Annotated in this window: 20 protein-coding genes, 1 pseudogene and 1 riboswitch; of the genes and pseudogenes, 15 read left to right on the top strand and 6 right to left on the bottom strand. The window is 73.2% G+C overall.

Annotated features, from left to right (window positions below):
- Window position 1 precedes the first annotated feature (1 nt).
- The 8 genes and pseudogenes from ACIQCJ_RS13230 (at window position 2) to ACIQCJ_RS13195 (ending at window position 8495) form a co-directional block, all read left to right on the top strand.
- Window positions 2-1315, top strand: coding sequence for a sugar ABC transporter substrate-binding protein (locus tag ACIQCJ_RS13230; protein WP_366823784.1), 1314 nt, complete (start codon window positions 2-4; stop codon window positions 1313-1315).
- A complete protein-coding gene (locus ACIQCJ_RS13225) occupies window positions 1315-2211 on the top strand; it encodes a carbohydrate ABC transporter permease (protein WP_402711412.1) in 897 nt (298 codons plus the stop codon). Before ACIQCJ_RS13230 ends, ACIQCJ_RS13225 begins: the two co-directional genes overlap by 1 nt.
- 5 nt (window positions 2212-2216) lie before the next feature.
- Entirely contained in the window at window positions 2217-3113 is an 897-nt protein-coding gene (locus ACIQCJ_RS13220) for a carbohydrate ABC transporter permease (RefSeq protein WP_401308899.1), read from the top strand.
- A 189-nt stretch (window positions 3114-3302) separates the two neighbouring features.
- On the top strand, window positions 3303-4511 hold the full coding sequence (locus ACIQCJ_RS13215) for a glycoside hydrolase family 6 protein (RefSeq protein WP_402711411.1): 1209 nt from the start codon (window positions 3303-3305) through the stop codon (window positions 4509-4511).
- Window positions 4512-5036: 525 nt separating this feature from the next.
- Window positions 5037-5624: pseudogene (locus tag ACIQCJ_RS13210) on the top strand (RNA polymerase sigma factor); the annotation flags it as partial.
- A 265-nt stretch (window positions 5625-5889) separates the two neighbouring features.
- Entirely contained in the window at window positions 5890-6897 is a 1008-nt protein-coding gene (locus tag ACIQCJ_RS13205; RefSeq protein WP_402711410.1) for a hypothetical protein, read from the top strand.
- Between the two features lie 69 nt (window positions 6898-6966).
- Complete coding sequence (locus ACIQCJ_RS13200; RefSeq protein ID WP_355346790.1) at window positions 6967-7473, top strand: hypothetical protein; 507 nt, start codon at window positions 6967-6969, stop codon at window positions 7471-7473.
- Entirely contained in the window at window positions 7470-8495 is a 1026-nt protein-coding gene (locus ACIQCJ_RS13195; RefSeq protein ID WP_402711409.1) for a carbohydrate kinase family protein, read from the top strand. The genes ACIQCJ_RS13200 and ACIQCJ_RS13195 overlap by 4 nt, the downstream gene beginning before the upstream one ends.
- A 25-nt stretch (window positions 8496-8520) precedes the next feature.
- On the opposite strand, the gene ACIQCJ_RS13190 is transcribed toward ACIQCJ_RS13195, so the two are convergent.
- The 5 genes from ACIQCJ_RS13190 to ACIQCJ_RS13170 form a co-directional block, all read right to left on the bottom strand.
- On the bottom strand, window positions 8521-9330 hold the full coding sequence (locus ACIQCJ_RS13190; RefSeq protein ID WP_402711408.1) for a DUF6227 family protein: 810 nt from the start codon (window positions 9328-9330) through the stop codon (window positions 8521-8523).
- A gap of 135 nt (window positions 9331-9465) precedes the next feature.
- Window positions 9466-10176: a ThuA domain-containing protein gene (locus tag ACIQCJ_RS13185; RefSeq protein ID WP_402711407.1), complete on the bottom strand. Its 711-nt coding sequence runs from the start codon at window positions 10174-10176 to the stop codon at window positions 9466-9468.
- Window positions 10177-10213: 37 nt separating this feature from the next.
- On the bottom strand, window positions 10214-10420 hold the full coding sequence (locus ACIQCJ_RS13180) for a hypothetical protein (protein ID WP_355346779.1): 207 nt from the start codon (window positions 10418-10420) through the stop codon (window positions 10214-10216).
- Window positions 10413-11567 carry an AraC family transcriptional regulator ligand-binding domain-containing protein gene (locus ACIQCJ_RS13175; protein ID WP_402711406.1) on the bottom strand — a complete coding sequence of 385 codons (1155 nt, stop codon included), beginning with the start codon at window positions 11565-11567 and terminating at the stop codon, window positions 10413-10415. Before ACIQCJ_RS13175 ends, ACIQCJ_RS13180 begins: the two co-directional genes overlap by 8 nt.
- Window positions 11568-11917: 350 nt before the next feature.
- The gene (locus ACIQCJ_RS13170) at window positions 11918-12553 is read right to left on the bottom strand and encodes a TetR family transcriptional regulator (RefSeq protein ID WP_355346773.1); all 636 of its coding nucleotides are present in this window, start codon (window positions 12551-12553) and stop codon (window positions 11918-11920) included.
- Window positions 12554-12667: 114 nt separating this feature from the next.
- Between ACIQCJ_RS13170 and ACIQCJ_RS13165 the strand changes: the two genes are divergently transcribed.
- Together ACIQCJ_RS13165 and ACIQCJ_RS13160 are read left to right on the top strand one after the other, a co-directional pair.
- The gene (locus tag ACIQCJ_RS13165; RefSeq protein WP_355346770.1) at window positions 12668-12820 is read left to right on the top strand and encodes a hypothetical protein; all 153 of its coding nucleotides are present in this window, start codon (window positions 12668-12670) and stop codon (window positions 12818-12820) included.
- A gap of 161 nt (window positions 12821-12981) precedes the next feature.
- Window positions 12982-13197 carry a DUF4190 domain-containing protein gene (locus tag ACIQCJ_RS13160; protein ID WP_402711732.1) on the top strand — a complete coding sequence of 72 codons (216 nt, stop codon included), beginning with the start codon at window positions 12982-12984 and terminating at the stop codon, window positions 13195-13197.
- A 233-nt stretch (window positions 13198-13430) separates the two neighbouring features.
- On the opposite strand, the gene ACIQCJ_RS13155 is transcribed toward ACIQCJ_RS13160, so the two are convergent.
- Window positions 13431-14891: a glycine hydroxymethyltransferase gene (locus ACIQCJ_RS13155; RefSeq protein ID WP_391163215.1), complete on the bottom strand. Its 1461-nt coding sequence runs from the start codon at window positions 14889-14891 to the stop codon at window positions 13431-13433.
- A gap of 20 nt (window positions 14892-14911) precedes the next feature.
- Window positions 14912-15006: riboswitch (ZMP/ZTP riboswitch) on the bottom strand.
- Window positions 15007-15223: 217 nt separating this feature from the next.
- Between ACIQCJ_RS13155 and ACIQCJ_RS13150 the strand changes: the two genes are divergently transcribed.
- From ACIQCJ_RS13150 to ACIQCJ_RS13130, 5 genes are all read left to right on the top strand, one after another.
- Complete coding sequence (locus tag ACIQCJ_RS13150; protein ID WP_402711405.1) at window positions 15224-16180, top strand: enoyl-CoA hydratase/isomerase family protein; 957 nt, start codon at window positions 15224-15226, stop codon at window positions 16178-16180.
- Window positions 16181-16297: 117 nt separating this feature from the next.
- Window positions 16298-17038 (top strand): methyltransferase domain-containing protein, encoded by a 741-nt coding sequence (locus ACIQCJ_RS13145; protein WP_391045759.1) that lies wholly within the window; start codon window positions 16298-16300, stop codon window positions 17036-17038.
- A gap of 331 nt (window positions 17039-17369) precedes the next feature.
- The gene (locus ACIQCJ_RS13140) at window positions 17370-18386 is read left to right on the top strand and encodes a LacI family DNA-binding transcriptional regulator (protein WP_402711404.1); all 1017 of its coding nucleotides are present in this window, start codon (window positions 17370-17372) and stop codon (window positions 18384-18386) included.
- 416 nt (window positions 18387-18802) lie between these two features.
- Window positions 18803-20710 carry a ricin-type beta-trefoil lectin domain protein gene (locus tag ACIQCJ_RS13135; protein WP_402711403.1) on the top strand — a complete coding sequence of 636 codons (1908 nt, stop codon included), beginning with the start codon at window positions 18803-18805 and terminating at the stop codon, window positions 20708-20710.
- A gap of 125 nt (window positions 20711-20835) precedes the next feature.
- Window positions 20836-24153, top strand: coding sequence for an SNF2-related protein (locus ACIQCJ_RS13130; RefSeq protein ID WP_402711402.1), 3318 nt, complete (start codon window positions 20836-20838; stop codon window positions 24151-24153).
- The last annotated feature ends 74 nt before the right edge of the window (window positions 24154-24227 follow it).

Below are 24227 nucleotides of genomic sequence, written 5' to 3'. Positions count from 1 at the left end.
CATGGGCGTGACACGGACAAGAGCCGCCGTTGTGCTGGTGGCGGCAGGGCTGCTGGTGACGACGGCGGCCTGTGGCGGCGGATCGGACAAGAAGTCCGGCCAGGAGCCGAGCGGGAAGGGCAAGGTCGAACTGTCCTTCTGGGACTGGGACCCGAACATGGACAAGGTCGTCGCCAAGTGGAACACGGCGCACCCCGAGATCCACGTGAAGCTCTCCAACCCGGCGGGCGGTGACCAGTTGGTCGCCAAGATGATCACCGCGCACGAGGCGAAGAACGGTCCGGACATCGCCAAGGTCGAGTACCAGTCGTTGCCCGCGCTGGTCTCCAAGGGCGTCGTGCGGGACATCACCGAGTACACCAAGGACACCGTCGGGAAATTCGACCAACCGACCCTGAAGAGCACGGTGTTCGAGGGCAAGGTGTACGGCGTCCCGCAGGACGTCGCCCCGCTGATGCTCTTCTACCGCGCCGACCTGTTCACGAAGTACGGCCTGGCCGTACCGACGACGTGGGACGCGTACGCGGCGGCGGCCAGGACGCTGCGGGCCAAGGCGCCCAAGGCGTATCTGACCAACTTCGACGCGGCGGACCCCGGTTGGTTCACCGGCCTCGCCCAGCAGGCGGGCGCCGACTGGTGGACCACCAGCGGAACCACCTGGAAGGTCGACATCGCGGGCGCGCCGACGGTGAAGGTCGCGGACTACTGGCAGGGCCTGGTCGACGACGGCGTGATCGCCAAGAATCCGTCGTTCAGCCCGCAGTGGAACAAGCAGATGAACGACGGGACCCTGCTCACCTGGATCTCCGGCGCCTGGGCGCCCGCGCAGATCGGCGGCATCGCGCCCGCCACCAAGGGCAAGTGGGCGGTCGCGCCGCTGCCCGCGTGGACGGCCGGAGACCCCGCCACCGGCATCTGGGGCGGCTCCGCCACCACCGTCACCAGCGACTCCCGGCACCCGGCCGAGGCCGCCGCGTTCGCGTCCTGGCTGAACACCGACGACGCGGCGGTCACCGAGCAGGTCAAGCAGATCAACGTCTATCCCGCCGCCACCGCGGGCCGCTCGCTGCCCGTGCTCCAGGCCGCGCCCGCGTTCTTCCCGAACCAGCCGGACTTCTACGCCCAGGTCAAGAAGGTCGCGCCGGCCGCGCGCAGCTTCCCGATGTGGGGACCCGACGTCACCGTGACCTTCACCGGCTACACCGACAACTTCAGCAAGGCGCTCCAGGGCGGCGGTTCGTTCAAGGGCGCGCTCGACGCCATGCAGAGCGCCACCGTCGCGGACATGAAGAAGCTCGGATTCACGGTCGGCTGATGGAGCGTCAGACGACCACCGCGCGCAGGACCGGCCGGTTCCCGTATCTGCTGGTCCTGCCCGCCGTCCTGCTCTTCGCCGCCTTCGTCGTGGCCCCCGGGGTCTACGCGCTGCTGCTCAGCTTCCAGCGCCGCAAGGTCAACGGCGGGCTGCTCGGCGGCGGCACCCACACCGTATGGGCGGGTCTGGCCAACTACCGTGACGTGCTGGGGGATTCCGACCTCTGGTCGGGTGTCACGCGGATGCTGGCGCTCGGCGCGATCACCGTGCCGGGGACGGTGTTCCTCGCGCTGCTGTTCGCGGTGCTGCTCGACATGGAACGCACCCGGCTCAAGCGGATCACCCGGCTGACGATCTTCCTGCCGTACGCGGTCCCCGGCGTGATCGCCTCGCTGATGTGGGGCTTCCTCTACCTTCCCGCCACCAGCCCGATCGGCGGCGACCACGTCGACTTCTTCGGGCGGACCGCGGTCTTCTTCTCGGTCGCCAACGTGGCGGTGTGGGGCGCGGTCGGCTTCAACATGATCGTGATCTACACGGCGCTGCGCGCGCTGCCCGCCGAACTCCACGAGTCGGCGCGGCTGGACGGCGCGACCGAGTGGCAGATCGTGCTGCGGATCAAGGTGCCGCTGGTCATGCCCGCGGTGGTGATGTGCTGCCTGTTCACGGTGCTCGCCGCGCTCCAGGTCTTCAACGAGCCCAACACCCTCAAGCCGCTGTCCAACGCCGTCTCCTCCACCTGGGTGCCGCTGATGAAGATCTACGACGACGCCTTCGGCAACTCCGACATCCACGCGGCGGCGGCCACCTCCGTCGTCCTGACCGTCGCCGCGCTCGCCGTCTCCTTCGTGACCGCGCGCGTCATCCAGTCCCGGTTCCAGCGGGAGGCCAAGTGACCACCGTGACCACCGCCCCCGCGGGCGCCCCGCCGCGCGAGCGCCAGGAGCGCGGCACCCCGGCCCCCCGCCCCCGCATCGCGTTCCTCCCCACCGCCGCGCTCGTCCTCGGCGCGCTCTACTGCGTCGTGCCCACGCTCTGGATCCTGATCGCGGCCACCAAATCCCGCACCAAACTCTTCTCCACCGCCACCTACGTCCCCTCGCCCGACCTCGGACTGCTGCGCAACATCAGAGACTTGACGGACTATCAGCACGGCATCTTCTGGCGCTGGATGCTCAACAGCTTCTTCTACGCGGCGGTCGGCGGCCTGCTCGCCTCCTTCGTCTCCGCCGCCACCGGATACGCGCTGGCCAAATACGCCTTCCGCGGCCGTACCGCGCTGTTCAACACGATCCTCGCCGGAGTTCTGCTGCCGCAGATCGTGCTCGCTGTGCCGCAGTATCTGCTGCTGTCCAAGGCCGGCATGACGGACAGTCTGATCGGCGTGCTGCTCCCGCAGTTGTTCAACCCGTACGGCATCTACCTGTGCCGGATCTACGCCGCCGCCGCGGTGCCCGACTCGCTGCTTGAGGCCGGGCGGATCGACGGCGCGGGCGAGGCCCGGCTGTTCTTCTCCGTGGGGCTGCGGCTGATGGGCCCCGGCCTGGTCACGGTGTTCCTGCTCCAGTTCATCGCGATCTGGAACAACTTCCTGCTGCCGTACGTGATGCTCACCAGCGACGACAAATTCCCGCTCACCGTGGGTCTGTACAGCCTGCTGCGGCACGGCGCCGACGAGGCGTCGCTGTACTCGCTGGTGGTGACCGGCACGCTGCTGTCGGTCGTTCCCGTGATCGCGCTCTTCCTGTCGCTCCAGCGGTTCTGGCGAATCGATCTGGTGACGGGGGCGCTCAAGTAGGGTTCCTGGCTCGCGCCTGTGCCGGGTCCCCGCTCCTGTGCGGGCTTCATTTCTTGAAGCCCGCACAGGGGATTGACGGCGCCGCGCTATGAGGAGTTAATTCCCCTAGCCGTTCATGGGAGCGCTCCCACTCAGCGTCGCCCGGACAGCGCCCGCACTCCGTCCCGCCGTACCGAGGAGTCCACCCGCATGCCCGCACGCGTCCGCGCACGTACCGCCCGTACGCTCGTCACCGCCGCCACGGCCACCGCCGCGCTGGCCGCCGTCGCCGTCGCCCCGGCGCACGCGACGACCGGTCACGGCACGAACCCCGCCCCGCGCCCGCCCGCCGCGCTCTACACCCCGCCCGCCAACGCGGACGGGAACCGGCAGATCCTGGACCTGCTGCGGCACGGGCAATTCCGGGACGCGGCAGGGGTGTTGGCGATGACCCTGACCCCGCAGGCCGTCTGGTACGGCGACGGGACACCCGCCCAGGTGGAGAGCTCGGTCCACAAGACCGTCACCGACGCCGCCCGCCGCCACGCGCTGCCGGTGCTCGCGCTCTACAACATCCCCGGCCGCGACTGCGCCCAGTACTCGGCGGGCGGCGCCGCCAACACCGCCGAGTACGAGGCGTGGATCGACGCCGTCAAGCGCGGCATCGGGGCGCCGCCCGCCACGGTGATCCTCGAACCCGACTCGCTGGCGCTGCTCCCGTCCGACTGCGGCGCCGACGACGCGCAGGGCACCCTCACGGCCGCGCGCTACGACGAAATCCACTACGCCGTCGAGGCGTTGGAGCCGCAAGCGGGCACCAAGGTCTACCTGGACGCGGGCCACAGCGGCTGGCACAACGTCAACGACATCGTCCCCCGGCTGGTGGAGGCGGGCGTCGGCGACGCCACCGGCTTCTACCTGAACATCTCCAACTACCGCTCGGACAGCGAACTCGCCTGGTACGGCAAGCTCATCTCGTCCTGCCTCGCCTACGCGGCGGGCGGCGGCGACACCGCCGCCTGCCCCAACCAGTACTGGCCGGTCAACGACGCGCAGACCTGGCTGACCGCGAACGTGCACACCGCGCCGTCCGCCATGAAGCACTTCGTCACCGACACCAGCCGCAACGGCCAGGGCCCCTGGACCCCGCCGTCCGGCGTCTACACCGACGCGCAGGACTGGTGCAATCCCCCCGGCCGTGGCCTCGGGGCAAGGCCGACCCTGAACACCGGCGACCCGCTGGCCGACGCGAAGCTCTGGGTGAAGATCCCGGGCGAGTCCGACGGCCAGTGCACCCGCGGCACCGCGGGCCCGAACGACCCGGAACGCGGCTACGCGGACCCGGCGGCGGGCGCGTGGTTCACCCAGCAGGCGCTGGAACTGGTCCGCCGGGCCAACCCGCCGCTGCTGCCGCACTGATGCCGCCGGCCGCCTTCCCCGCCACCGCGCTCTCCCCGCTCGCGGCAGGGCGGGGAAGGCGGCCGTGCGCTTTCCCGTCCCCGCCGGTCCGACCCCCGCCCGTCCGACCCCCGACCACCCGCGCCCACCCGAGCCCCCGCTCCGCCGCCGCCCGCTCCCGTGGACCGGAAGGCGACCGTCCGCCGGCCGTGGCGTGTGGGGCGCGAGTGACGCTTTCGCCGCCGTGGGCGCTGTGGGGAGTAGAGCCACGTACCGCCCACCGGGAGCGGTCGGCTCGCTGAGCGGAGGCGGTATGCACGGTCCGGCGCGCACACAGTACGGTCCGCCCCCCGGCCGCGCCCGCCGGTTCGCGGGTCCCACGGGCGCGGGCCCGGTACGCCCGCACCCGGAACGACGTACCGAGCCGTCCCGCGCCGGACGGGGTCCGCGGTGACACCTGCCGGGGCCGCGACGCTGTACCAGACGGGACGGCAACCCCGGGGGTCCGGCCGCTCCGGGGGCATGGGCACGGTGCGCGGTGCCGCGATGTACGAAGAGGACGCGGTGGTCAGGGCCGGTACGCGACGGCGCGCGGGGACGGACGGCGCGGAACTCGGCCGCGCGGTGACCCGCGCGAGAGCCGGGGACGAGGCCGCGTTCACCGTCGTCTACCGCGAGGTGCAGCCGATGCTGCTCGGCTACCTGCGCGGCCTGGTCGGCGACGACGCCGACGACATCGCCTCCGACACGTGGCACGACATCGTCCGCGACCTGCACGCCTTCCGCGGTGACGGCGCCGCCTTCCGCGGCTGGGCGGCCACCATCGCCAGGCACCGCGCCCTCGACCACATACGCCGGCTCAAGTCCCGCCCCCGCACCACCGTCCTCGACCCCGCCGCGGCCGAGCCGGTCCCCGTGCCCGACTCCGCGGGCACCGCCCTCGACAATCTGTCCACCGCCCGCGCGCTCGCCCTGATCGCCGCGCTCCCGCGCGACCAGGCCGAGGCCGTCCTGCTCCGCGTCGTGATCGGCCTGAGCGCACCCGCGGCGGCCGACGTCCTCGGCAAACGCCCCGGCGCCGTACGCACCGCCGCCTACCGCGGCCTGCGCCGCCTCGCCCAACAGCTGGGCGCCGGAGCCCGCGAGCCGCGCGGACGCGCGGTGGCGCCCGCGGAATCCGGCGGGGAGGTCGGCACTACGGACGCGGACGTCACGGACCCGGCCGGTACGGGCGCCGGAGGTAAGGACATCGCGCGTGGTGAAACCGCGCGCACGGACATCGCGTGTACGGACTCGGGCGGGCCGGCGGTCGTCGGACGCCGACGGGTCGCGGGCGCGGACGGGCCGGGGCGCGGCGGCGCCGACGAGGTGGTGGGTGACGATGCCGGGGAGGCGTGAGATGGACGACGGACGTGACGTGGGCACCTGGCCGGACCCGGTGACCGCCGAACGGCTGCTGAGCGTCGTCACCAAGGGCGAGTGCCCCGCCGAACCCGGCACCCTCCACGAGGTCGCCGACGCCCGGTTCTTCACACTGCTGCGGCTGCTGACGGCCGCGTCCGGGGACACCGAGGTCGACCCCGAGCGCGAACAGGCCGCGCTGGCCGCCTTCCGGGCCGCGCGCCGTACCGGCGGCGCCGACGAGGGACGGCGGCTGGTGGTGTCGGGGCGGTCCGCGAAGGCGCTGGCCGGGGGACTCGTCGCGGTCTTCGCGGTGAGCGGGGTGGCCGTGGCCGCCGGGACCGGCGTGCTGCCCGGGCCCTTCCGCGGCGGCGCCTTCCACGCGGGTCCCCTCGCCGCCGGTGGCGCCGGCGGGACCGCCGACGGACCGGGCGCCGCCGTACCGCGCACGACCCCCCCGCCCGCGCCCGGCACCGACGCGCCCCGCAGCGCCTCGCCGTCCCCCACCGGGGACGACGGGGGACACCGGCACGGCGACCCGCGCGCCCCGCACCACCCCGGCCCGTACAAGCCGTCGGACAGGAACCACCAGGCCGTGCTCAAGGCGCTGTGCCGCGGCTATACGCAGGCCACCCGGCACGGCGGGCACGCCGATCCGTGGCTGGTCGCCCGGCTCCAGGGGGAGGCGGGCCGCAAGGAGCGGATCGCCGACTACTGCCGCCGGGTGCTCGCGCACGGGCAGTCCGCCCCGGCCGCCACGACCGACCCCGTCGACACCGACGGCTACACCTGGCCCACCGGGGGCGCGCCGACCGGGCCGGGCACGTCCGCGCCGCCGTCGCCGGGCGCCACGGCCCCCGGCCAGGACGTCGGCTCGGGCGCGGGGTCGAATTCCGGCTCTGAGCAGGGCTCCGGCGCGGGGTCGAATTCCGGCTCGGACGACTCCTCCGGGCAGGGAAAGAGTGACGAGAACGCGACACACGACCACGGGACGACCGTGAGGTGACCTCCGGAGCGACGATCCGGCACAGTGGACGCCATGCTTACCGGGGTTCCCTCGCCGCACGATCCTCACGTGCGTCACATGCGCCAGATGTTCCTCGCGGTCGTCACCGGAAGCTTCATCTTCCTCATCCCCTGGATCGGCTACCTGCTGGCGAGCCTCCCGAGCCACCGGGTGGTCAGCCAGTGGCGCTTCGCGTGGGTCGGCTTCGACTGCGCGCTGATCCTCGCGATCGGCGTCACCGCGCTGTGCGCCTGGCGGCGGCTCCAGATCTTCATCCCGTGGGCGATCGTCACCGGCACCCTGCTGATCTGCGACGCCTGGTTCGACGTCGTCCTCGACTGGAACAGCGACGACAGGGTCGGCTCGCTGCTCACCGCCGGCCTCGCCGAACTGCCCATGGCCGCGTTGCTGTTGTACGTCGCCCGGAAGATGATCAGACTGACGATCATCATCGCCTGGCAGCGGGCGGGCCGCACCGACCCGGTGCCGCCGCTGTCCCGGCTGTCGCTGCTGATACTGACCGCGCACCAGGACCACGCCGCGCGCCGCGGTGACCACGAGGGAGACCGCCGATGACCACCGCACCGCAGGGCCGCGACGCGACGGACGCCGAGGTACGGGGCGCGGACGCGCCCGGTTCCGAAAGCCCCGGTTCCGCGAGCCCCGACTACGACGTCCTCGTGGTCGGCGGCACCGGCGTGGACACCATCGTGCGGGTCGACGACTTCGCCATCCCCGACAGCGACTCGGTCGGCGTCCCGCCGATCCGCGACTATGTCGCGCACACCGGCAACGGCGTCGCCCTCGGCTTCCACGCGCTCGGCCTGACCACCAAATTCATCGACTTCCTCGGCGACGACGCGCAGGGCCGGATGATCCTGGAGCGGTACGCGTCCGCCGGGCTCGACTTCAGCCATCTGCCCGCGCCCGCGGGCACCCCGCGCAGCGTCAACCTGGTCGACCGCGAAGGGCGGCGCTTCTCCTTCTACGACGGCCGCCACCCGGACGGCCTGCGGCTGCCGAGCGCCTTCTACCTGCCCCACCTGGCCCGCGCCCGCCATGTGCACATCTCCCGATCGCCCCTGGCCCAGGACGTGTTCGCCGACGCCGCCCGGCTGGGCCGCACCGTCTCCACCGACCTGCACGCCTGGGACGGCGAGGACGCCTCCGCCCACCCGTGGGCGTACGGCGCGGATCTCGTCTTCCTCAGCGCCGCCTCGGTGGGCGAGGGGATCGGCGCGGTGATGCTGCGGATCGTCGAGCGGGGCAGGGCCTCGCTGGTCGTCGCCACCGACGGCGCCGCGGGCTGCCACGTCCTGGCCCGCGGCGACGACCGGCCGCGGCACTTCCCCGCCGTCACCCCCGAACGCCCGGTCGTGGACAGCAACGGAGCCGGTGACGCCTTCCTCACCGCCTTCCTGCACGCCCGGTTCGCCGGGCGCGACCTGGCGGAGTGCGTGCTCGCAGGTTCGGTCTCCGGTGCCTACGCCTGCGGGAGCCACGGCACCCACGAGGAGATCATCGGCGCCGCCGACCTCGCCGCGGCCGTCGCCCGCGCGCGTGCCGCGGCCAACGGCGCGGTGGGGGCCGCCCTTTAGCCCGTGCCCGTACGGATCGACGTCCTCAGGTCGCCTCGATCCGCCGTACCGCCGTGTCCAGGGCCGCGTCCTGCGACGCGTAGACCTCGCACACCGGGTCGCCGCTCGGTGTGCGGGTGTGGTCGATCTCCCACAGGCTCACCTCGGTGCCGTCCAGCAGCAGGAACGCGTGCTCGTACAGCGACCACGACACATGGCGGCCCCGGATCAGGGCGCTGCGGCGGGTGACGATGCTGATGTCGTGCGCGATCGCGGCGCGCAGCCTGCCGCGGACGTCCTGGCCGGGCGCGTTGGCGTTGGTCGCGCGGCGCAGCAGCCGCCAGGCGTGCTCGGCGGAGTCGCCCTCGGTGTACGCGCGACGGAAGGCGTCGGGGGTGTCGGCGAGCAGCCCGGTCGCGGTCGCGGGCAACGTGTCCTCGTACGGCGACGCGGGCGCGTCCGGGGCGAGGTCGCGCGGTCCCGGGGAGCCGCCGAAGACCGCGTCGACCTCCCACTCGGCGAGCGTCAGGTCCTCGCGCTCGGTGAAGACGGCGCGGTGCACGGCGCCGTCGTCCGGCCCCGCGTTGTGTTCGAGCTCCCACACCACGCGGACGGTGCCGTCCGGCAGCAGGAAGCTGTGCCGGAAGGTGCGCCGGTTCAGCTTGCGCGGCGGGCCCTTGGTGTGACGGCACGACTGGAGGCCGCAGTAGTGCATCAGCGCGGTGCGCACCTCCGCGGCCAGGACGGGTTCCACCCGTTCCCCGTTCTCCGCACGGCGGAGTAACTGGTCGAACTGCTCCGCCGGCCGGCCGCCCGACCGTACGGGCTCCGTTCCGTTCCTAGGCTCTGCGTCCATCCGGCCCTCCCGGCTCCGCCTCGCCAACCCCGCGGCGACTCAGGGTAGTAGCGCGGTAGCCGATTGCGCCCGCGAACGCGCAGATTTGCGGCGCATGGTTGGCCCCCGCGCGCCCTCCGGCTGCGTGATCCGCCGTCAGTTCCCGTCGCCGGACGGGCCTTTCGCGGCGCACCACAGGAGCGCGCCGCGCAGGTGGGCGCGGAAGTCCGGGTCGGCGTAGGCCGTCGTGTCGTGGCCCAGCGCCGTGTAGAACGAGCGGCCCGCACCCAGGCGACGGCACCACACCAGCGGATGGTCGGCGCCCATCGTGCCGCCGGTGTAGCCCCGCTCGTCCACCGAGGCCAGCACACGTACGCCCGCGTCCGCGCCGGTGGCCCGGCCGGCATCGCGGGGACCGGCGCGGAAGTTGTACCACTCGTCGGTCCATGTCCAGCGCTCCGGCAGGTGCGCGGTCGCCGGGTGCGTACGGTCCTCGACGGTCACCTCGGCCCGCTGGATCTCCGGGTGCCCGTCGAAGCGGGCGCCGACCAGCTCTTCGTAGTACGGCCAGTGCTCCTCCGCGCAGGCGGCGGCGTGGACGCCGAGGAAACCGCCGCCGTCCGTGACGTAGGCCCGCAGGTGACGACGGGTCAGGTCGTCGAGGACGTCACCGGTGGGGGAGAGGAAGACGACGGCCGCGCAGCCGTCGAGCACGGCTGCCCCCAACTCCGCGCTGTCCTCGGTGTGGTGGACGCGCAGTCCGTGGTCCGCCGCGATCTCGGTGAGGGCGGCGGCCCCGGCCGGTATGGAGTCGTGCCGGTACGCCGCGGTGGCGCTGAAGACGAGGACGCGGTCGGGTCCGGGCATGCGGGCGGCTCTCTGCGGGCTGGGGCGGGCTGCGGGGTCAGTCGGAGGGGGAGTCGTGGTCGGTGCGGTCGGGGTGCTCGCGGGCCTGGCCCGGCCCGACGCCGTCACCCGTCGGGAACGGCGTACCGCAGCGGGCGCAGGCGCGGGCCGTCATGTCCTCGCGGAAGGCACCGCATTCGTCGCAGACGCGGTTCAGCCAGCAGACGGGGTCGCCGCCCTCGGTGTGCTCACCGGACTCACGCACGTCGTCCCCACTCCCTGTCGCGTTCCGTTTCCCTGTCCTGGCCCACCTGTTCCGCCTGGTCCGCCCGGTCCGCCCGATCCGTATGCTGCCCGGTCTCGCGCTCGCGCGCGTCCCAGCGGTTCATCGCGCGGCGCAGCGACCGGGATTCGGCGAAACCGAGGCGGGCCGCGCGCTGGGCGGAGCCGCCGCCCGCGTGCCGGGGATCGGCGGACCGTTCCCGGCGTACGGCGTCGAGTTCGGCGCGCCAGGTGGTGCCCGACTCGCCGAGACGGCGCTGGAGGGTGCGCGGGCTGACCGCGAGCCGCCGCGCCGCTTCGGCCAACGAGGGCCGTCCGTCGGGCAGTTGGGTGATGATCGCCTCGCGCAGACCGGGCACGGCGACGCCCTCGGTGTCCGCCCGTGGAACCCGTACGGTCCGCGCGGTACGCATCATGATCGCGGCGAGCGCCGGGTCCGCGGTGACCAACGGGCGTTCCAGATCGGCGCGGTGCAGTGTGATCGCGTCCGCCTCGGCGTCGAAGTCCACCGGCGCGTCGCCGAACGCCTCCCCGTAGCCGCCGTGTCCGCGTGGCCGCCGGTGGGTGAAGGAGACCCGCAGCGGGGTGAGGGCCGTCCCGGTGGCGTGGCGCAGTTGCGAGGTGACCACCGACAGGGCGAACTCCGCGACGACGCCCCGCAGTTCGTCGTCACCGCGCCGCACCGCGTACTCCACGCTCACCTCGTCGCCCGACTCAGTGCTGGTCAGCACCGAATTGCTGCTCACCAGATGGATGTACGAGGCGGCTCTGGCCAGGCCCTGGCCGACGGTGGGTGCGGTGCTCAACAGGTAGTCGAAGAGGTCGAGCAGTCCCGGCCGGTAGCCCGCGGCGGCCAGCAGCCCGGCGTCCGGCCGCTCCGTGCGGGCCAGCACCGCGCCCCAGAGGCGGTAGGTGTTCGCGGACGGCGTCCGCGCGGTCTCCGGCCCGTGCAGGACGTTCGGCAGTCCCGCCGCCCGTACGAGCTGCCGCGCCTGCGCGAGGCTCGGGGTGGCCGCGGTGGCGATGAAGCGCGGCACGACGACGCACTCCGTCAGCCGGTCGGGCTCCGTCAGCCGGTCGGGGGCGGCGGGCCCTGCCGGGCCGACGGGCGGTGTCGCGGTGGGGGGCATGACCGGCTCCTCGGGCAGTCGGCTCGTCGGGTCGGGTCGGGAGGTGTGTGTGGTGCGTGGTGCGTGGTGCATGCGAAGGGGTTCCGGCAGCTTACGCGGCATGTGGCGTGTTGGGTCCGGTGCGTGGCGCGTTATGCCCTCCCTTGGCACCTCCTGTCCGGGACATGATCGGGGGCACCGGTGCCCCTGGGCATCGTGGGTGTCCCGTGTCGGGGGAGGCGCGGGGGACAACGGGGGACGGCCGGTGCGGATGGGTCTCCATTCGCACCGGCGGCACCCCTTTCCGCGCTCCCGGACCGGCTCGTCCCGCGCTCCCGGACCGGCTCGTCCCGCGCTCCCGGACCGGCTCGCTACGCCTCCGGGTCGAGCCAGTGGGCGCGGCCGATGCTGATGACGCGCATGCGCATCCGGGCGGCGTGGATGATGCGGTCGCGCGCCGCCGGGTCGTCCGCGGGGGCCTCCAGGAAGGCCGCGGCCGTCATCACCATGTGGTCGACGTACAGCTCGGCGAGTACGCGGAGGTCGTCGGCCGGCCAGCCCGCGGAGACGGGCTGCGCGGCGAGTCCTGCGGCCACCTCGTCGGCGAAACCGTTCAGCTCCGCGGCGATGGCCTCGCGGACCCGCGCCACGCCGCCGTGCCGCTCGCGGGCGATGAAGCGGACATGTGCGCGGTGCTCCGCCACGTACGCCGCGGTGAGCGCCACCGTCCGGTCGATGAGTTCCGCGGAGTCGGCGCCCTCGGCCAGCACCGCCCGGATCACGGTGTGCAGGCTGCCCAGCGACTCGGCGACCAGGGCGACGCCGAGGTCGGCCATGTCGGGGAAGTGCCGGTAGAAGGCGGCGGGGGAGACGCCGATCTCCCGGGTCAGCTCACGCAGGCCCAGGCTGCTGAGGTTCTGGTGCTCCAGCAGCCGCAGGCCCGCGTCCAGCAGCGACTGCCGGGTCTGCTGCTTCTGTGCCTGGCGGACCCCCGGAGTGTGACTCATGTCATTCAGTAAACAACCGTTCTCCGACTTTGGCCAGCGCGGCCCGGCGCTACACTGATGAAGTCAGTGAACAAGTGTTATCTGAAACGTCAACTCCCCGGAGGTGGAGCAGACATGAGCCTCGTCGTCCTTCTGCTCGGCATGGGCGTCCTGATGGGCGCCGCCGCCCACACCACGCTGCCGGTCTTCCTCGTCGCCGCGGGCGCCATCGCCGTCTGGCTGTTCGGCTTCGCGGTCCGCGAGGGCATCGCCCGGCACCGCGGCTGAACCCACGCCGACGCGCACCCCGCACTCCGCGTGCGGCACGGGCCCCTACCGGCCCGACACCCCGGCCCACCACGACAGTTCCCGGAAGGAACACCGTGAACACCGCAGCCCACCCGGTCGCGACCGGCACACCGGCCGCGAACACCCGTGACGCCGACGGCATGGCCGTCGCGTCCTTCCTGCTCGGCCTCCCCGGCCTGCTCGTCCTCAACCTCGTGCTCGGCCCGGTCGCCATCGTGCTGGCCCTGGTCGCGATCAGCCGCGGCACCCAGCGCCGCGGGCGCGCGCTGCTTGGCTTCGCCCTCGGCGTCGCCGACCTGCTGGTCGTCCTGGTGCTGACGATCGCCCACCACGGCGTGATCTGGCAATTCAGCTAGGGCCCGGCGGGGCGGGTGACGGCTTCGCCCGCCTGCGCGCTCGTCGACGAGTGCCTGAGCCGGTGAGCGTCTGAGCCGGTGAGCGCCTGAACCGATGAGTCGATCCGTTGGTCCGTTAATACGCCTATCCGTCGAACCGTCGATCCGCCGAACAGAGCGGGCCCTCCCGCAAGGGAAGGGCCCGCTCGGCGTTCGGGGGAGTCCGGTCCAGGACCCGGTTCGGGCCGCGGGCGCTAGCTCAGGTCGATGCCCGGGTAGAGGGGGAAGCCCGCGAGCAGGTCGGTGGCGCGCTTGGCGACCTGCTCCGCCACCGCCGCGTCCAGCACGTGCTTCGCCTTCGACAGGCCGCCGCTCTTCGCGGGCGCGGCCGTCGTACCGGACAGCACCGTGTCGATCAGGCCCGCGATCTCGTCCATCTCGACCGCGCCGAGCCCGCGCGTGGTGAGCGCCGGGGTGCCGATCCGGATGCCGGAGGTGTACCAGGCGCCGTTCGGGTCCTGCGGCACCGAATTGCGGTTGGTGACGATGCCCGCGTCCAGCAGCGCGGCCTCGGCCTGGCGGCCGGTCAGCCCGTAGCCGGAGACGTCGATCAGCACGAGGTGGTTGTCGGTGCCGCCCGTCACCAGCTTCGCGCCGCGGGTCAGCAGCCCCTCGGCGAGGGAGCGCGCGTTGTCGACGACGGCCTGCGCGTAGTCGGCGAACTCCGGCCGCGCCGCCTCCGCGAGCGCCACGGCCTTCGCCGCCATGACGTGCGGCAGCGGGCCGCCCAGCACCATCGGGCAGCCGCGGTCGACGTGCTCGGCCAGCGAGTCGTCGCACAGCACCATGCCGCCGCGCGGGCCGCGCAGCGACTTGTGCGTGGTCGTCGTGACGATGCTCGCGTGCGGCACCGGGTCGAAGTCGCCGGTCAGTACCTTGCCCGCGACCAGACCGGCGAAGTGCGCCATGTCCACCATGAGCGTCGCGCCGACCTCGTCCGCGATCTCCCGCATGAGACGGAAGTTCACCAGCCGGGGGTACGCCGAGTAGCCCGCCACGATGATCATCGGACGGAATTCGCGGGCGGTGGCCCGTACCGCGTCGTAGTCCAGCAGACCGGTCGCCGGGTCGGTGCCGTAACTGCGCTGGTCGAACATCTTGCCCGAGATGTTCGGGCGGAAGCCGTGGGTCAGGTGGCCGCCCGCGTCCAGGGACATGCCGAGCATCCGCTGGTTGCCGAATTCGCGGCGCAGTTCCGCCCAGTCCCCCTCCGACAGGTCGTTGACCTGCCTGACGCCCGCCTTGGCCAGCGCCGGGCTCTCGACCCGCTGCGACAGCACCGCCCAGAAGGCCACCAGATTCGCGTCGATGCCCGAGTGCGGCTGTACGTAGGCGTGGTCGGCGCCGAACACGGTCCGCGCGTGCTCGGCGGCCAGCGACTCGACGGTGTCCACATTGCGGCAGCCCGCGTAGAAGCGGCGGCCGACGGTCCCCTCGGCGTACTTGTCGCTGAACCAGTTGCCCATCGCCAGCAGCACGGCGGGTGACGCGTAGTTCTCGCTGGCGATCAGCTTCAGCATCTCGCGCTGGTCCGTCAGCTCGTTCGCGATGGCGTCCGCGACGCGCGGTTCGACCCCGCGGATCACGTCCAGCGCGCTGCGGAAGGCGGTTGAAGCGGTTGAGGCGGTGCTGGCAGACGGCTCGGAAGCGGCCATGGGAGTCCTCCTGATCGGAACGGGACGGCCCAGGCGCACGGCACTTCATCGCTTCCAGCGCGGGCCGCTTCCCGATGGTTGAACCCATCCCAGCGCGCCAGTCACGGCCCGTCGCCGAGCGTACCAAGTCCCTCGGGGGCGCGTACCGCGCGTCGGCCTGGTGAGACGGTTCCGCACACCCCTGCCCGCCCGCGTGCCCGCCCGCCGGCGCCGGGGCCGCTCGCGCGGGGCGTCGAGAGGCGTCTGTTTGGATGGGGGTGAGGCTCCGGTGGCGGGGTCCGGAAGCCGTGGGGAGCAGCATGGATGCCGTCGGATCGCCCGTGAGGACCCGTGTGAGCGAAGGGGGCACGGGGGTGATCGAGCTGGACCGTCCGGGGGCGCTGAACGCGCTGGACCTGACGATGGTCCGGCTGATGACGCAGGCGCTGGAGGGATGGCGCGACGACGCTGCCGTACGGTCGGTCGTGGTGCGCAGCACGTCGGCCAAGGCGTTCTGCTCGGGCGGTGACATCAGGGCCGTACGGGCGGCGGCGCTCGCAGGGGACGAGACGGCGGTGAAGACGTACTTCACGGCCGAGTACGGGCTCAACGCGATGATCGCGCGGTACCCGAAGCCGTACACGGCGCTGATCGACGGTTACGCGATGGGCGGCGGCCTCGGCATCTCGGTGCACGGGTCGGCGCGGGTCGTGACCGAGCGGGCGGCGCTCGCCATGCCGGAGACGGGGATCGGCTTCTTCCCCGACATCGGCGCCAGCTACTTCCTGCCCCGGCTGCCGGGCGCGGTCGGCTGGTATCTCGGGCTGACCGGAGTGCGCGTGTCGGGCGCGGCGGCCGTGGCGTGCGGTCTCGCCACGCATTACGTGCCCGCCGCCGAACTGCCCGCGCTGGAGGCGGCGCTGACCGGCGACGACGGCACGGACCCGGCGGAGGCGCCGTTGGCGCGGTACGTCGGCGCGCCGCCGTCGGAGCTGACGGACCACCTCGCCGCGATCGAACGCTGCTTCGCGGCCCCCGACCTCGGCGAGGTGTGGGCGCGGCTGGTGGCGGAGGACGAGGACCGCGCGTGGGCGGACGACACGCTGGAGGCGCTGCGCCGCGCGTCGCCCGCGAGCCTGGCGATCACCTTCGACCTGCTGGCGCGCGGCGCCCGCGCGGAGCTTGAGGAGTGCCTGGCGGACGAGCTGGCATGGGCGTGCGCGACGGCGTTCACCCCCGACTTCGCGGAGGGCGTGCGCGCGGCGCTGGTCGACAAGGACCGCAAGCCGACCTGGTCAGCGACCCTGTAGCTCATTATGTGAGATACGGGTGTCATGATGTGGACGACGGGCGTAGCGTGACCGCTGAACTCGCCGTGCCGCGGCGGGAGCTGACGGCCCGAGGGCCGGGGAACGGAGTGCCGCGCCATGCCGAGGGAATGGGACGCCAAGACATACGACTCGCTGCCCCTGCCGCACCTCGGCTGGGGACGGCGCACGCTCGGGCGGCTGCCGCTGGCCGGTGACGAGCGGGTGCTCGACGCGGGCTGCGGCACCGGCCGCGACACGGCGGGCCTGCTCGACCTCCTGCCGCGCGGCCGGGTGGTGGCCGTGGACGGCTCCGTCCGCATGCTGGAACAGCTCCGCGAACGCCTCGCCGGACGGCTGGACCGCGTCGAGGTCGTCCACGCCGACCTGACGCGACCGCTGCCGTTCGACGGCGAGGTGGACGCCGTCTTCAGCGTCGCCGCCTTCCACTGGATCGCCGACCACGCGGCGCTCTTCACCTCGCTCGCCGGACGGCTGCGCCCCGGTGGCCGACTGGTCAGCGAATGCGGCGGCCGGGGCAACATCGCGGCCGTCAACGCGGCCGTGGCCGACGTCCTGGGCGGCGCGCCCGACGTCTGGGACTTCGCCGGGGTCGAGGACACCCGGCGGCAGCTCGCCGACGCCGGGTTCACCGGCATCGAGGTCGGCCTCCGGCCGGACCCGGCCCGCTTCGAGCCCGGCGACCAACTGGAGTCCTACCTCGCCACCGTCGTCCTCGGCGCCCACCTCGACGGCATGGCCGACGACGACCGTGAGCCCTTCGTCAAGGCCGTCGCCGCCCGGCTCGCCGAACCGGTCGTGGACTACGTACGCCTGGAGATCGCGGCGACACGGGCGTGAGGGGCGGGGCCCGGCCGGGAGGGGCCGCACACGGGCCCTGTACGCGTGTTGCGCGTGCCTCCCGGCGGCCCCCTTCGCCGGAGCCGGCGCCCCGCCACAGCCGGGCGGTACGGGACGCGGTCCGGTCGGGGGGAGCCGTGACGGGGCCGGAGCGGCGCTCGCGCGCAGGGCGCTCGAAGTCGCTGAACCGGTTGAGCGGAGCAGCCTCATAGGGCACCATGGGAGTCCGTCACACAGGGTGCGGCGACGTTTCAGCGTTGTTAAGGTGTGTGCCGATCGCATCCGAGCACGGCCCGCGCGGGCCCTGGCACCTTGAGGCCGAGTGAGCCCTGTGAAGCGTCCCACCATCGCCGACATCGCCGACGCCGCGGGCGTGTCCAAGGGCGCGGTCTCGTACGCGCTGAACGGCAAGGCCGGGGTGTCGGCGCAGACCAGGGCCCGGATTCTGGAGATCGCCGCGCGGATGGGCTGGCATCCGAGCAGCGCCGCCCGCGCGCTGTCCAACAGCCGCAGCGGCGCGATCGGACTCGTCGTGGACCGGCCCGCGTGGGTGCTGGGCATCGAGCCGTTCTTCATGCAGCTCATCTCCGGCGTCGAGGCCGGTCTCGCCGCCACCGGCACGGCGCTGCTGCTCCAGGTCACCGAGGACGCGGACGCCGAGGAGGCCGCGTACCGCCGCTGGTGGGGGGAGCGGCGGGTGGACGGCGTGCTCCTGGTCGACCTGCGCGACGACGACCACCGGCTGGGCCTGCTCAGGGAGTTGGAGCTGCCGGGCGTGGTGGTCGGCCACGCGGCGGGCGTCCCCGGCGTCCCGTCGGTGTGGCTCAACGACGCGGAGGCCGTACGGGAGACGCTGGCGTATCTGGCCGCCATGGGGCACCGGAGGATCGCCCGCGTCGCGGGGCCCGCGCATTTCGTGCACACCCGCGAGCGCGGCGAGGCGTTCGACGCGGCGGCGGCCGAACTGGGCCTGACCAGCGTGAGCTGTGTGTACACCGACTACTCCGGCGAGGACGGCGCCCGCGCCACCCGCCGCCTGCTGTCCGGCGCCGACCGGCCGACCGCGATCGTGTACGACAACGACGTGATGGCGGTCGCCGCGCTGAGCGTGACGCAGGAGATGGGCATCCCGGTCCCGGCCGAACTGTCCCTGGTGGCCTGGGACGACAGCGAGCTGTGCCGTCTGGTGCACCCGGCGCTCACCGCCGTCAGCCGGCGCGTGCCCGCGTACGGCGAGCGGGCCGCCGCCGCGCTGCTCGCGCTGGTCGACGGCCAGGAAGTGGCCGACATCCTGCTGGAGGCGCCGGTCCTGGTGCCGCGCGGAAGCACGGCGCCCGCTCGGCGCTGAGGCCGCCCGCTGAAGCCGCTCGCTGAGCCCGCCCGCTCGGCGCTGAGCCCGCCCGCTGGGCGCTGAGCCCGCCCGCTGAGGCGGCCCGCTGAGGCTGAGCCCGCTCCCTGAGGCTGAGCCCGCCGGGGGAAAGAGGTGCGTCCCCGGAGCCCGCTCCCGCGCGCCGCCGCGCTTCTTCCCGCGGTCTGGACCAATGCCGCAGGTCACACCGGCCGCCCGCACGCATTCACCGCTGTTTCATTCCGTTACAGCGATTCAGCCCATGTTCAATCCCTTGACGCCTATAGGGCGCGCGAGTTAAATCACGTCGCGATATAAGTCGTGAAACAAGTGATGAAACAAGTGGGCGCCCCACGACTGCCCACTTCGTCATGTCAGGGCCATGCCATCTCAGCCGTAGAAAGGCAACCGGACCCATGAGCGCAGCAACCCGCCCCCACGCGGGCAGACGCCGCTTGCGGCGCACACTCGTCGGGATGCTCGCCGCCGCCGCGGCGGCCGTCACCCCCATGCTGGCCGTTCCGGCCACCGCGCACGCCGCGGGCGAGAGCGTGCAGGTCTATCTGACCACCACCTCCGACTCCGGCGGACGCAACGTCGTCAAGGGCCTCGAACAGCAGACGCCGCTCACCTTCGCGACCGGCACCGGCGGCTCGGGACAGAACGTCACCGTCGACGAGAAGACCACCTACCAGCAGTTCAGCGGCGGCGGCGCCTCGTTCACCGACACCGCGGCCTGGCTGATGAACTCCAGCGGCGCGCTGTCCGCCTCGACCCGCAACACCGTGATGCAGAAGCTGTTCGACCCGGTCAACGGGATCGGCCTCGGCTTCCTGCGCAATCCGATGGGCGCCTCCGACCTGGCCCGCGGCAACTACACGTACGACGACATGCCCGCGGGGCAGACCGACCCGACGCTCGCGCACTTCAGCATCGCCCACGACCTGGCCGACGTCGTGCCGCTCACCAAGCAGGCGCGTCAGCTCAACCCCAACGTCAAGGTGATGGGCACCCCCTGGACCCCGCCGCCGTGGATGAAGGACAACGGCGCTTACAGCCAGGGCTGGTTGCAGTCGCAGTACTACGCCGCGTACGCGCAGTACTTCGTCAAGTACCTCCAGGCGTACCAGGCGCAGGGTGTGCCGATCGACTACGTCACCGTGCAGAACGAGCCCACGTGTTGCGGCGGTTACCCGTCGGCGCAGTGGAACGGCGCGGGGCTGGCGTACTTCACCAAGACCAATCTGCTGCCCGCGCTGCACGCGGCCGGACTGTCCACCAAGGTCCTCGCGCTGGACTGGAACTGGGACACGTACGACAGCTACGCCGCCCCCACCGTCACCGACGCGGCCATCCGCAACGACCCCAACTTCGGCGGTCTGGCCTGGCACGGATACGGCGGTGACGTCAGCGAGCAGACCACCGTCCACAACCAGTACCCGAATCTGCCCGCCTTCGACACCGAGCACTCCGGTGGCACCTGGATCGCCAACCAGCAGAAGGAGGACATGCACAATCTGATCGACTACACCCGCAACTGGGGCCAGAGCTGGGTCAAATGGAGCCTGGCGGTCGACCAGAACATGGGTCCGCACAACGGCGGCTGCGGCACCTGCACCGGCCTGATCACCGTGCACAACGGCGACAGCCGCAGCGGGCAGGTCGACTACACGATCGAGTACTACACGATGGGCCACCTCACGAAATTCGTGAAGCCCGGCGCGTACCGGATCGCCTCCACCGCCAACACCAGCGTGCCGAACGTCGCCTGGCGCAACCCCGACGGGTCCAAGGCGCTCATCGCCTACAACGACACGTCGTCCGCGCAGACGATCCGGGCCAACTGGGGCAACGAGAACTTCTCCTACTCGCTGCCCGCCGGCGCCTCGGCCACCTTCACCTGGAACGGCACCCAGGGCACGGGCACCGGCGGCACCGGCCACACCGGCACCATCACCGGCTACGGCGGCAAGTGCGCCGATGCCGCCAACGCCAGCAGCGCCAACGGCACCGCCGTGCAGCTCTACGACTGCAACGGCACCACCGCCCAGCAGTGGACCGCCTCCGGCACCACCTTCCAGGTGCTCGGCAAGTGCCTCGACCTGGCCAGCGGCGGCACGGCCAACGGCACCCAGGCGCAGCTCTACGACTGCAACGGCTCCGGCGCCCAGCAATGGACGCACGGCGCCAACAACACCCTGGTCAACCCGCAGTCGGGCAGATGCCTCGACGCCACGGGACCCAGCTCGGCCAACGGCACCCGGCTCCAGATCTGGGACTGCACCGGGGCCGCCAACCAGCAGTGGACCACGCCCGCCGCGTGACCCCTGCCACCACGGGCGGCCCCGGTGGCGCCCCGGTGATGTCCTGACCTCGACGTAGGCTGTCGGCAGCCACCATTCCCGCTGATCAACCGCCGATCAGCCGTCGCCGACGGAAGGCAGCCGCCGTGTTCGCTCTGCACGCCCAGTGGCGAGCGGACCGGCGGCTCGCCTTGTGGACGGAACACACACCGCCGCGCACGGCGGGCGGCACGAGCCCGCCCGCCGCCGGTGACGCACGGGCGGCGGAGCCTGCCCCTCGTAGTCGTCCCAGGACGGCGACGGGCCGGGACGCGGACGGGGAGACTCCGGCGGGCGCGCCCGCCACGCACCCCTTCGCCGTGCCCGCCGCCGAGGTCGTACGGCTGCTCTCGACGGGCGGCCCAGGACTGGGCTGGCTCGCGGGCCGCGCCGCGCGCGGGACCGCGGGCCTCGTGCTGCCCACCGCCGCCGGGCGGCCCCGGCCGTCGCCCGAACTGCGGACACCGGCCGCTCCCGGCGACGGTCGCGGCGCGCTCGCGCCCTGGACCGTACCGGCCGTCCTGTTCACCCCCGGCCAGGCCGCCCAGCTCCTCGGCGAGCTGTCGCACGCCGACCTGCCCGAGCTGCCCTACGGCGCCTCCGTGCGGTGGCTGGTCGCCGCCCACGACCTGGCGTGGCGGCTGGTCGGCCGGGGCAGGCTGCTGCCCGAACTCGTCCGCGAGGACGGCGTCCCGCACGCCCGGTGGCGCCCGGCGCCCGACGCCGCGGGCCACCAGGAGCTGGCCCGGCTGACCGCGGCCGTCCCGCCGACGCTGACCCTGGGCACGGCCGACGGCGTAGGGTCGGCGGCCGGGCTCGTCACGGACGTCATGGCCGTCCTGGTGGACAGCGAGGCGCGGGCGGCGCTGGAGGACGCGGGGCCGCTGGTGAAGGGCGGGAAGGCGGCCGGAGCGGCCGAGGCGTGGGCGGTGGCCCTCGGCGCGGCGGACGGCCGGATGCGCGCGGCCGACCCGGTCGAGACGGCCCGGCTGGGGGAGCGGCTCGCCGCCTGGAACGCGTCGGCCGCCGCGGACGACCAGCCGCTGCGGCTCTGCTTCCGGCTGACGGAACCGCGCGGCGGCGACCTCGGCGCGGGCCCGGGCGACGGGGCGGAGGACGACGGCTGGAGTCTCGACTTCCTCGTCCAGGCCGTCGACGAGCCGTCGCTCACCGTCGAGGCCGCCGAGGTGTGGACGCGCGGCCCCGCGCAGGCCGCGCTGACGCGGTACGCCGACGACCCGCCGCAGACGGTGCTCGCCGCGCTGACCCGCGCCGCCCGCACGTATCAGGCGCTGCGCACCCCGCTGGCCGGTGAGCGCCCCTCCGGGCTGCGGCTCGACCGGGCCGGGGCGCTGGCCTTTCTGCGGGAGGCGGCCCCGGCGCTGACGGAGGCGGGCTTCGGGGTGCTGGTCCCATCGTGGTGGCAGCGCAAGCCCGCGCTGGGCATGGCGCTGACCGTACGGGAGCCGCAGCCCGGCACCGTCGAGACGTCGAGCATCGCCGACCGGGACGCGATCGTGGCCTTCCGCTGGCGGGTGGCCCTCGGCGAGCATGCGCTGACCGACAAGGAACTCACCGCGCTCGCCGCCGCCCGGCAGCCGCTGGTACGCCTGCGCGGCCAGTGGACCGAGGTCGACCCGGAGCGGATCGCCGCCGTGCTGGCCTTCCTGGAACGCGCGGGCAGCGGCACCATGACCACGGGACAGGCCCTGCGGATCGCCCTCGACCCGACGGCGGCCGAGGCGGGGCTGCCCGTCACCGTGGTCACCGCCGACGACCCCGCGGACCGGCTCAGCGGCCTCGGCGCACTGCTGCGCGGCAGCGCGGAGCACCGCCCGGAACCGGTCGCCGTACCCGCCGACTTCACCGCGACCCTGCGTCCATACCAGCAACGCGGCCTGGACTGGCTCGCGTTCCTGTCCCGGCTCGGCCTCGGCGCCGTGCTCGCCGACGACATGGGCCTGGGCAAGACCGCCCAGACCCTCGCGCTGCTCGCCGTGGAACGCGGGCGGGACGGCGAGCGGGAGGGTGACCGGGACCGCGACCGGGACGGCGAGCGGGAGGGTGACCGGGACGGCGACCCGGATCGGCGCGACCCGGACCGGCGCGACCAGGGCGCGTACGGCCCGACGCTCGTCGTCTGCCCGATGTCGCTGGTCGGCAACTGGCGGCGCGAGACCGCCGCCTTCGCACCCGAGCTGCGGGTGTACGTGCACCACGGAGCGGGGCGGCTGACCGGTACGGAACTGGCCGCGGCGGTAAGAGGCGCCGACCTGGTGATCACCACTTACGGGCTGGTGCAGCGCGACCACGAGGCGCTGGCCGCCGTCACCTGGCGGCGGCTGGTCGTGGACGAGGCGCAGAGCGTCAAGAACAGCGCCACGCACCAGTACCGGGCGCTGCGCGCCCTGCCCGCCCGGCACCGGATCGCCCTCACCGGCACCCCCGTCGAGAACCGCCTCGCCGAACTGCACGCGCTGCTCGACCTGGTGAACCCCGGCCTGTTCGGTACGGCGGGCGCTTTCAAGGAGCGGTACGCGATCCCCGTCGAGCGCGACGGCGACGCGGCCGTGGCGGCCGAACTGCGCCGCCGCACCGGGCCGTTCGTGCTGCGGCGGCTCAAGTCCGATCCGGCCATCGCCCGCGAACTGCCCGCGAAGCAGCACATCAAGGTGGTGTGCAATCTGACCGCGGAGCAGGCCGCGCTCTACCGCGCGGTCGTCGCCGACATGCTCGCGCGCATGGACGAGACCCGCGGACTGCGCCGCCGCGCCCACGTGCTGGCCGCCCTCGGCAAGCTGAAGCAGGTCTGCAACCACCCCGCCCACTTCCTCGGCGACGGCTCGTCTCTGGACGGCCGTTCCGGCAAACTCGCCCGTCTGGAGGAAACGCTGGAGACCGCGCTCGCCGCGGGCGACAAGACGCTGTGCTTCACCCAATACGCGGCCTTCGGCGCCCTGTTGCGCCCGCACCTGGCCAGGCGGCTCGGCACCGAGGTGCTGTTCCTGCACGGCGGCGACCCGGCGCGGGCCCGCGAGGACATGGTGGCCCGCTTTCAGGAGACGGACGGCCCCGCCGTCTTCCTGCTCTCCCTCAAGGCGGGCGGCACCGGCCTCAACCTCACCGCGGCCAGCCAGGTCGTGCACATCGACCGCTGGTGGAATCCGGCCGTCGAGGACCAGGCCACCGACCGCGCCTTCCGGATCGGCCAGCCCCGCGACGTCCAGGTGCGCACCTTCGTCTGCGCGGGCACCGTCGAGGAGCGCGTCGACGCGATGATCGAGGCCAAGCGCACCCTCGCGGACGCCGCCGTCGGCGCCGTCGGCGCGGGCGACACCGCGGCAGCGAACTGGCTCGCGGAGCTGACCACGGCCGAACTGCGCGACGCCCTGCGGCTGTCGGAGGAAGAGGCGGTGAGCGAGTGACGCGCCTCTGCGGTCGGTGCGAGTGCGGCGTCCCGGCGGACGCCGTCGGCCCCGGTGGGCGTACGGGCGCGGCG

It is taken from the genome of Streptomyces sp. NPDC093221 (assembly GCF_044753885.1).
In the GTDB taxonomy this organism is placed as follows: Bacteria; Actinomycetota; Actinomycetes; order Streptomycetales; family Streptomycetaceae; genus Actinacidiphila.
Note: the sequence above shows the minus strand (reverse complement) of the source record. Positions and strands in the feature narration are given on the sequence as shown.

Excerpts from the sequence above, each read along its gene's own strand:
- ACIQCJ_RS13225 (WP_402711412.1), top strand. The coding sequence starts at position 1,315 with ATGGAGCGTCAGACGACCACCGCGCGCAGGACCGGCCGGTTCCCGTAT.
- ACIQCJ_RS13195 (WP_402711409.1), top strand. The coding sequence starts at position 7,470 with ATGACCACCGCACCGCAGGGCCGCGACGCGACGGACGCCGAGGTACGG.
- ACIQCJ_RS13215 (WP_402711411.1), top strand. The coding sequence starts at position 3,303 with ATGCCCGCACGCGTCCGCGCACGTACCGCCCGTACGCTCGTCACCGCC.
- ACIQCJ_RS13185 (WP_402711407.1), bottom strand. The coding sequence starts at position 10,176 with ATGCCCGGACCCGACCGCGTCCTCGTCTTCAGCGCCACCGCGGCGTAC.
- ACIQCJ_RS13135 (WP_402711403.1), top strand. The coding sequence starts at position 18,803 with ATGAGCGCAGCAACCCGCCCCCACGCGGGCAGACGCCGCTTGCGGCGC.
- ACIQCJ_RS13160 (WP_402711732.1), top strand. The coding sequence starts at position 12,982 with ATGGCCGTCGCGTCCTTCCTGCTCGGCCTCCCCGGCCTGCTCGTCCTC.
- ACIQCJ_RS13170 (WP_355346773.1), bottom strand. The coding sequence starts at position 12,553 with ATGAGTCACACTCCGGGGGTCCGCCAGGCACAGAAGCAGCAGACCCGG.
- ACIQCJ_RS13145 (WP_391045759.1), top strand. The coding sequence starts at position 16,298 with ATGCCGAGGGAATGGGACGCCAAGACATACGACTCGCTGCCCCTGCCG.
- ACIQCJ_RS13205 (WP_402711410.1), top strand. The coding sequence starts at position 5,890 with ATGGACGACGGACGTGACGTGGGCACCTGGCCGGACCCGGTGACCGCC.
- ACIQCJ_RS13175 (WP_402711406.1), bottom strand. The coding sequence starts at position 11,567 with ATGCCCCCCACCGCGACACCGCCCGTCGGCCCGGCAGGGCCCGCCGCC.
- ACIQCJ_RS13165 (WP_355346770.1), top strand. The coding sequence starts at position 12,668 with ATGAGCCTCGTCGTCCTTCTGCTCGGCATGGGCGTCCTGATGGGCGCC.
- ACIQCJ_RS13230 (WP_366823784.1), top strand. The coding sequence starts at position 2 with ATGGGCGTGACACGGACAAGAGCCGCCGTTGTGCTGGTGGCGGCAGGG.
- ACIQCJ_RS13190 (WP_402711408.1), bottom strand. The coding sequence starts at position 9,330 with ATGGACGCAGAGCCTAGGAACGGAACGGAGCCCGTACGGTCGGGCGGC.
- ACIQCJ_RS13155 (WP_391163215.1), bottom strand. The coding sequence starts at position 14,891 with ATGGCCGCTTCCGAGCCGTCTGCCAGCACCGCCTCAACCGCTTCAACC.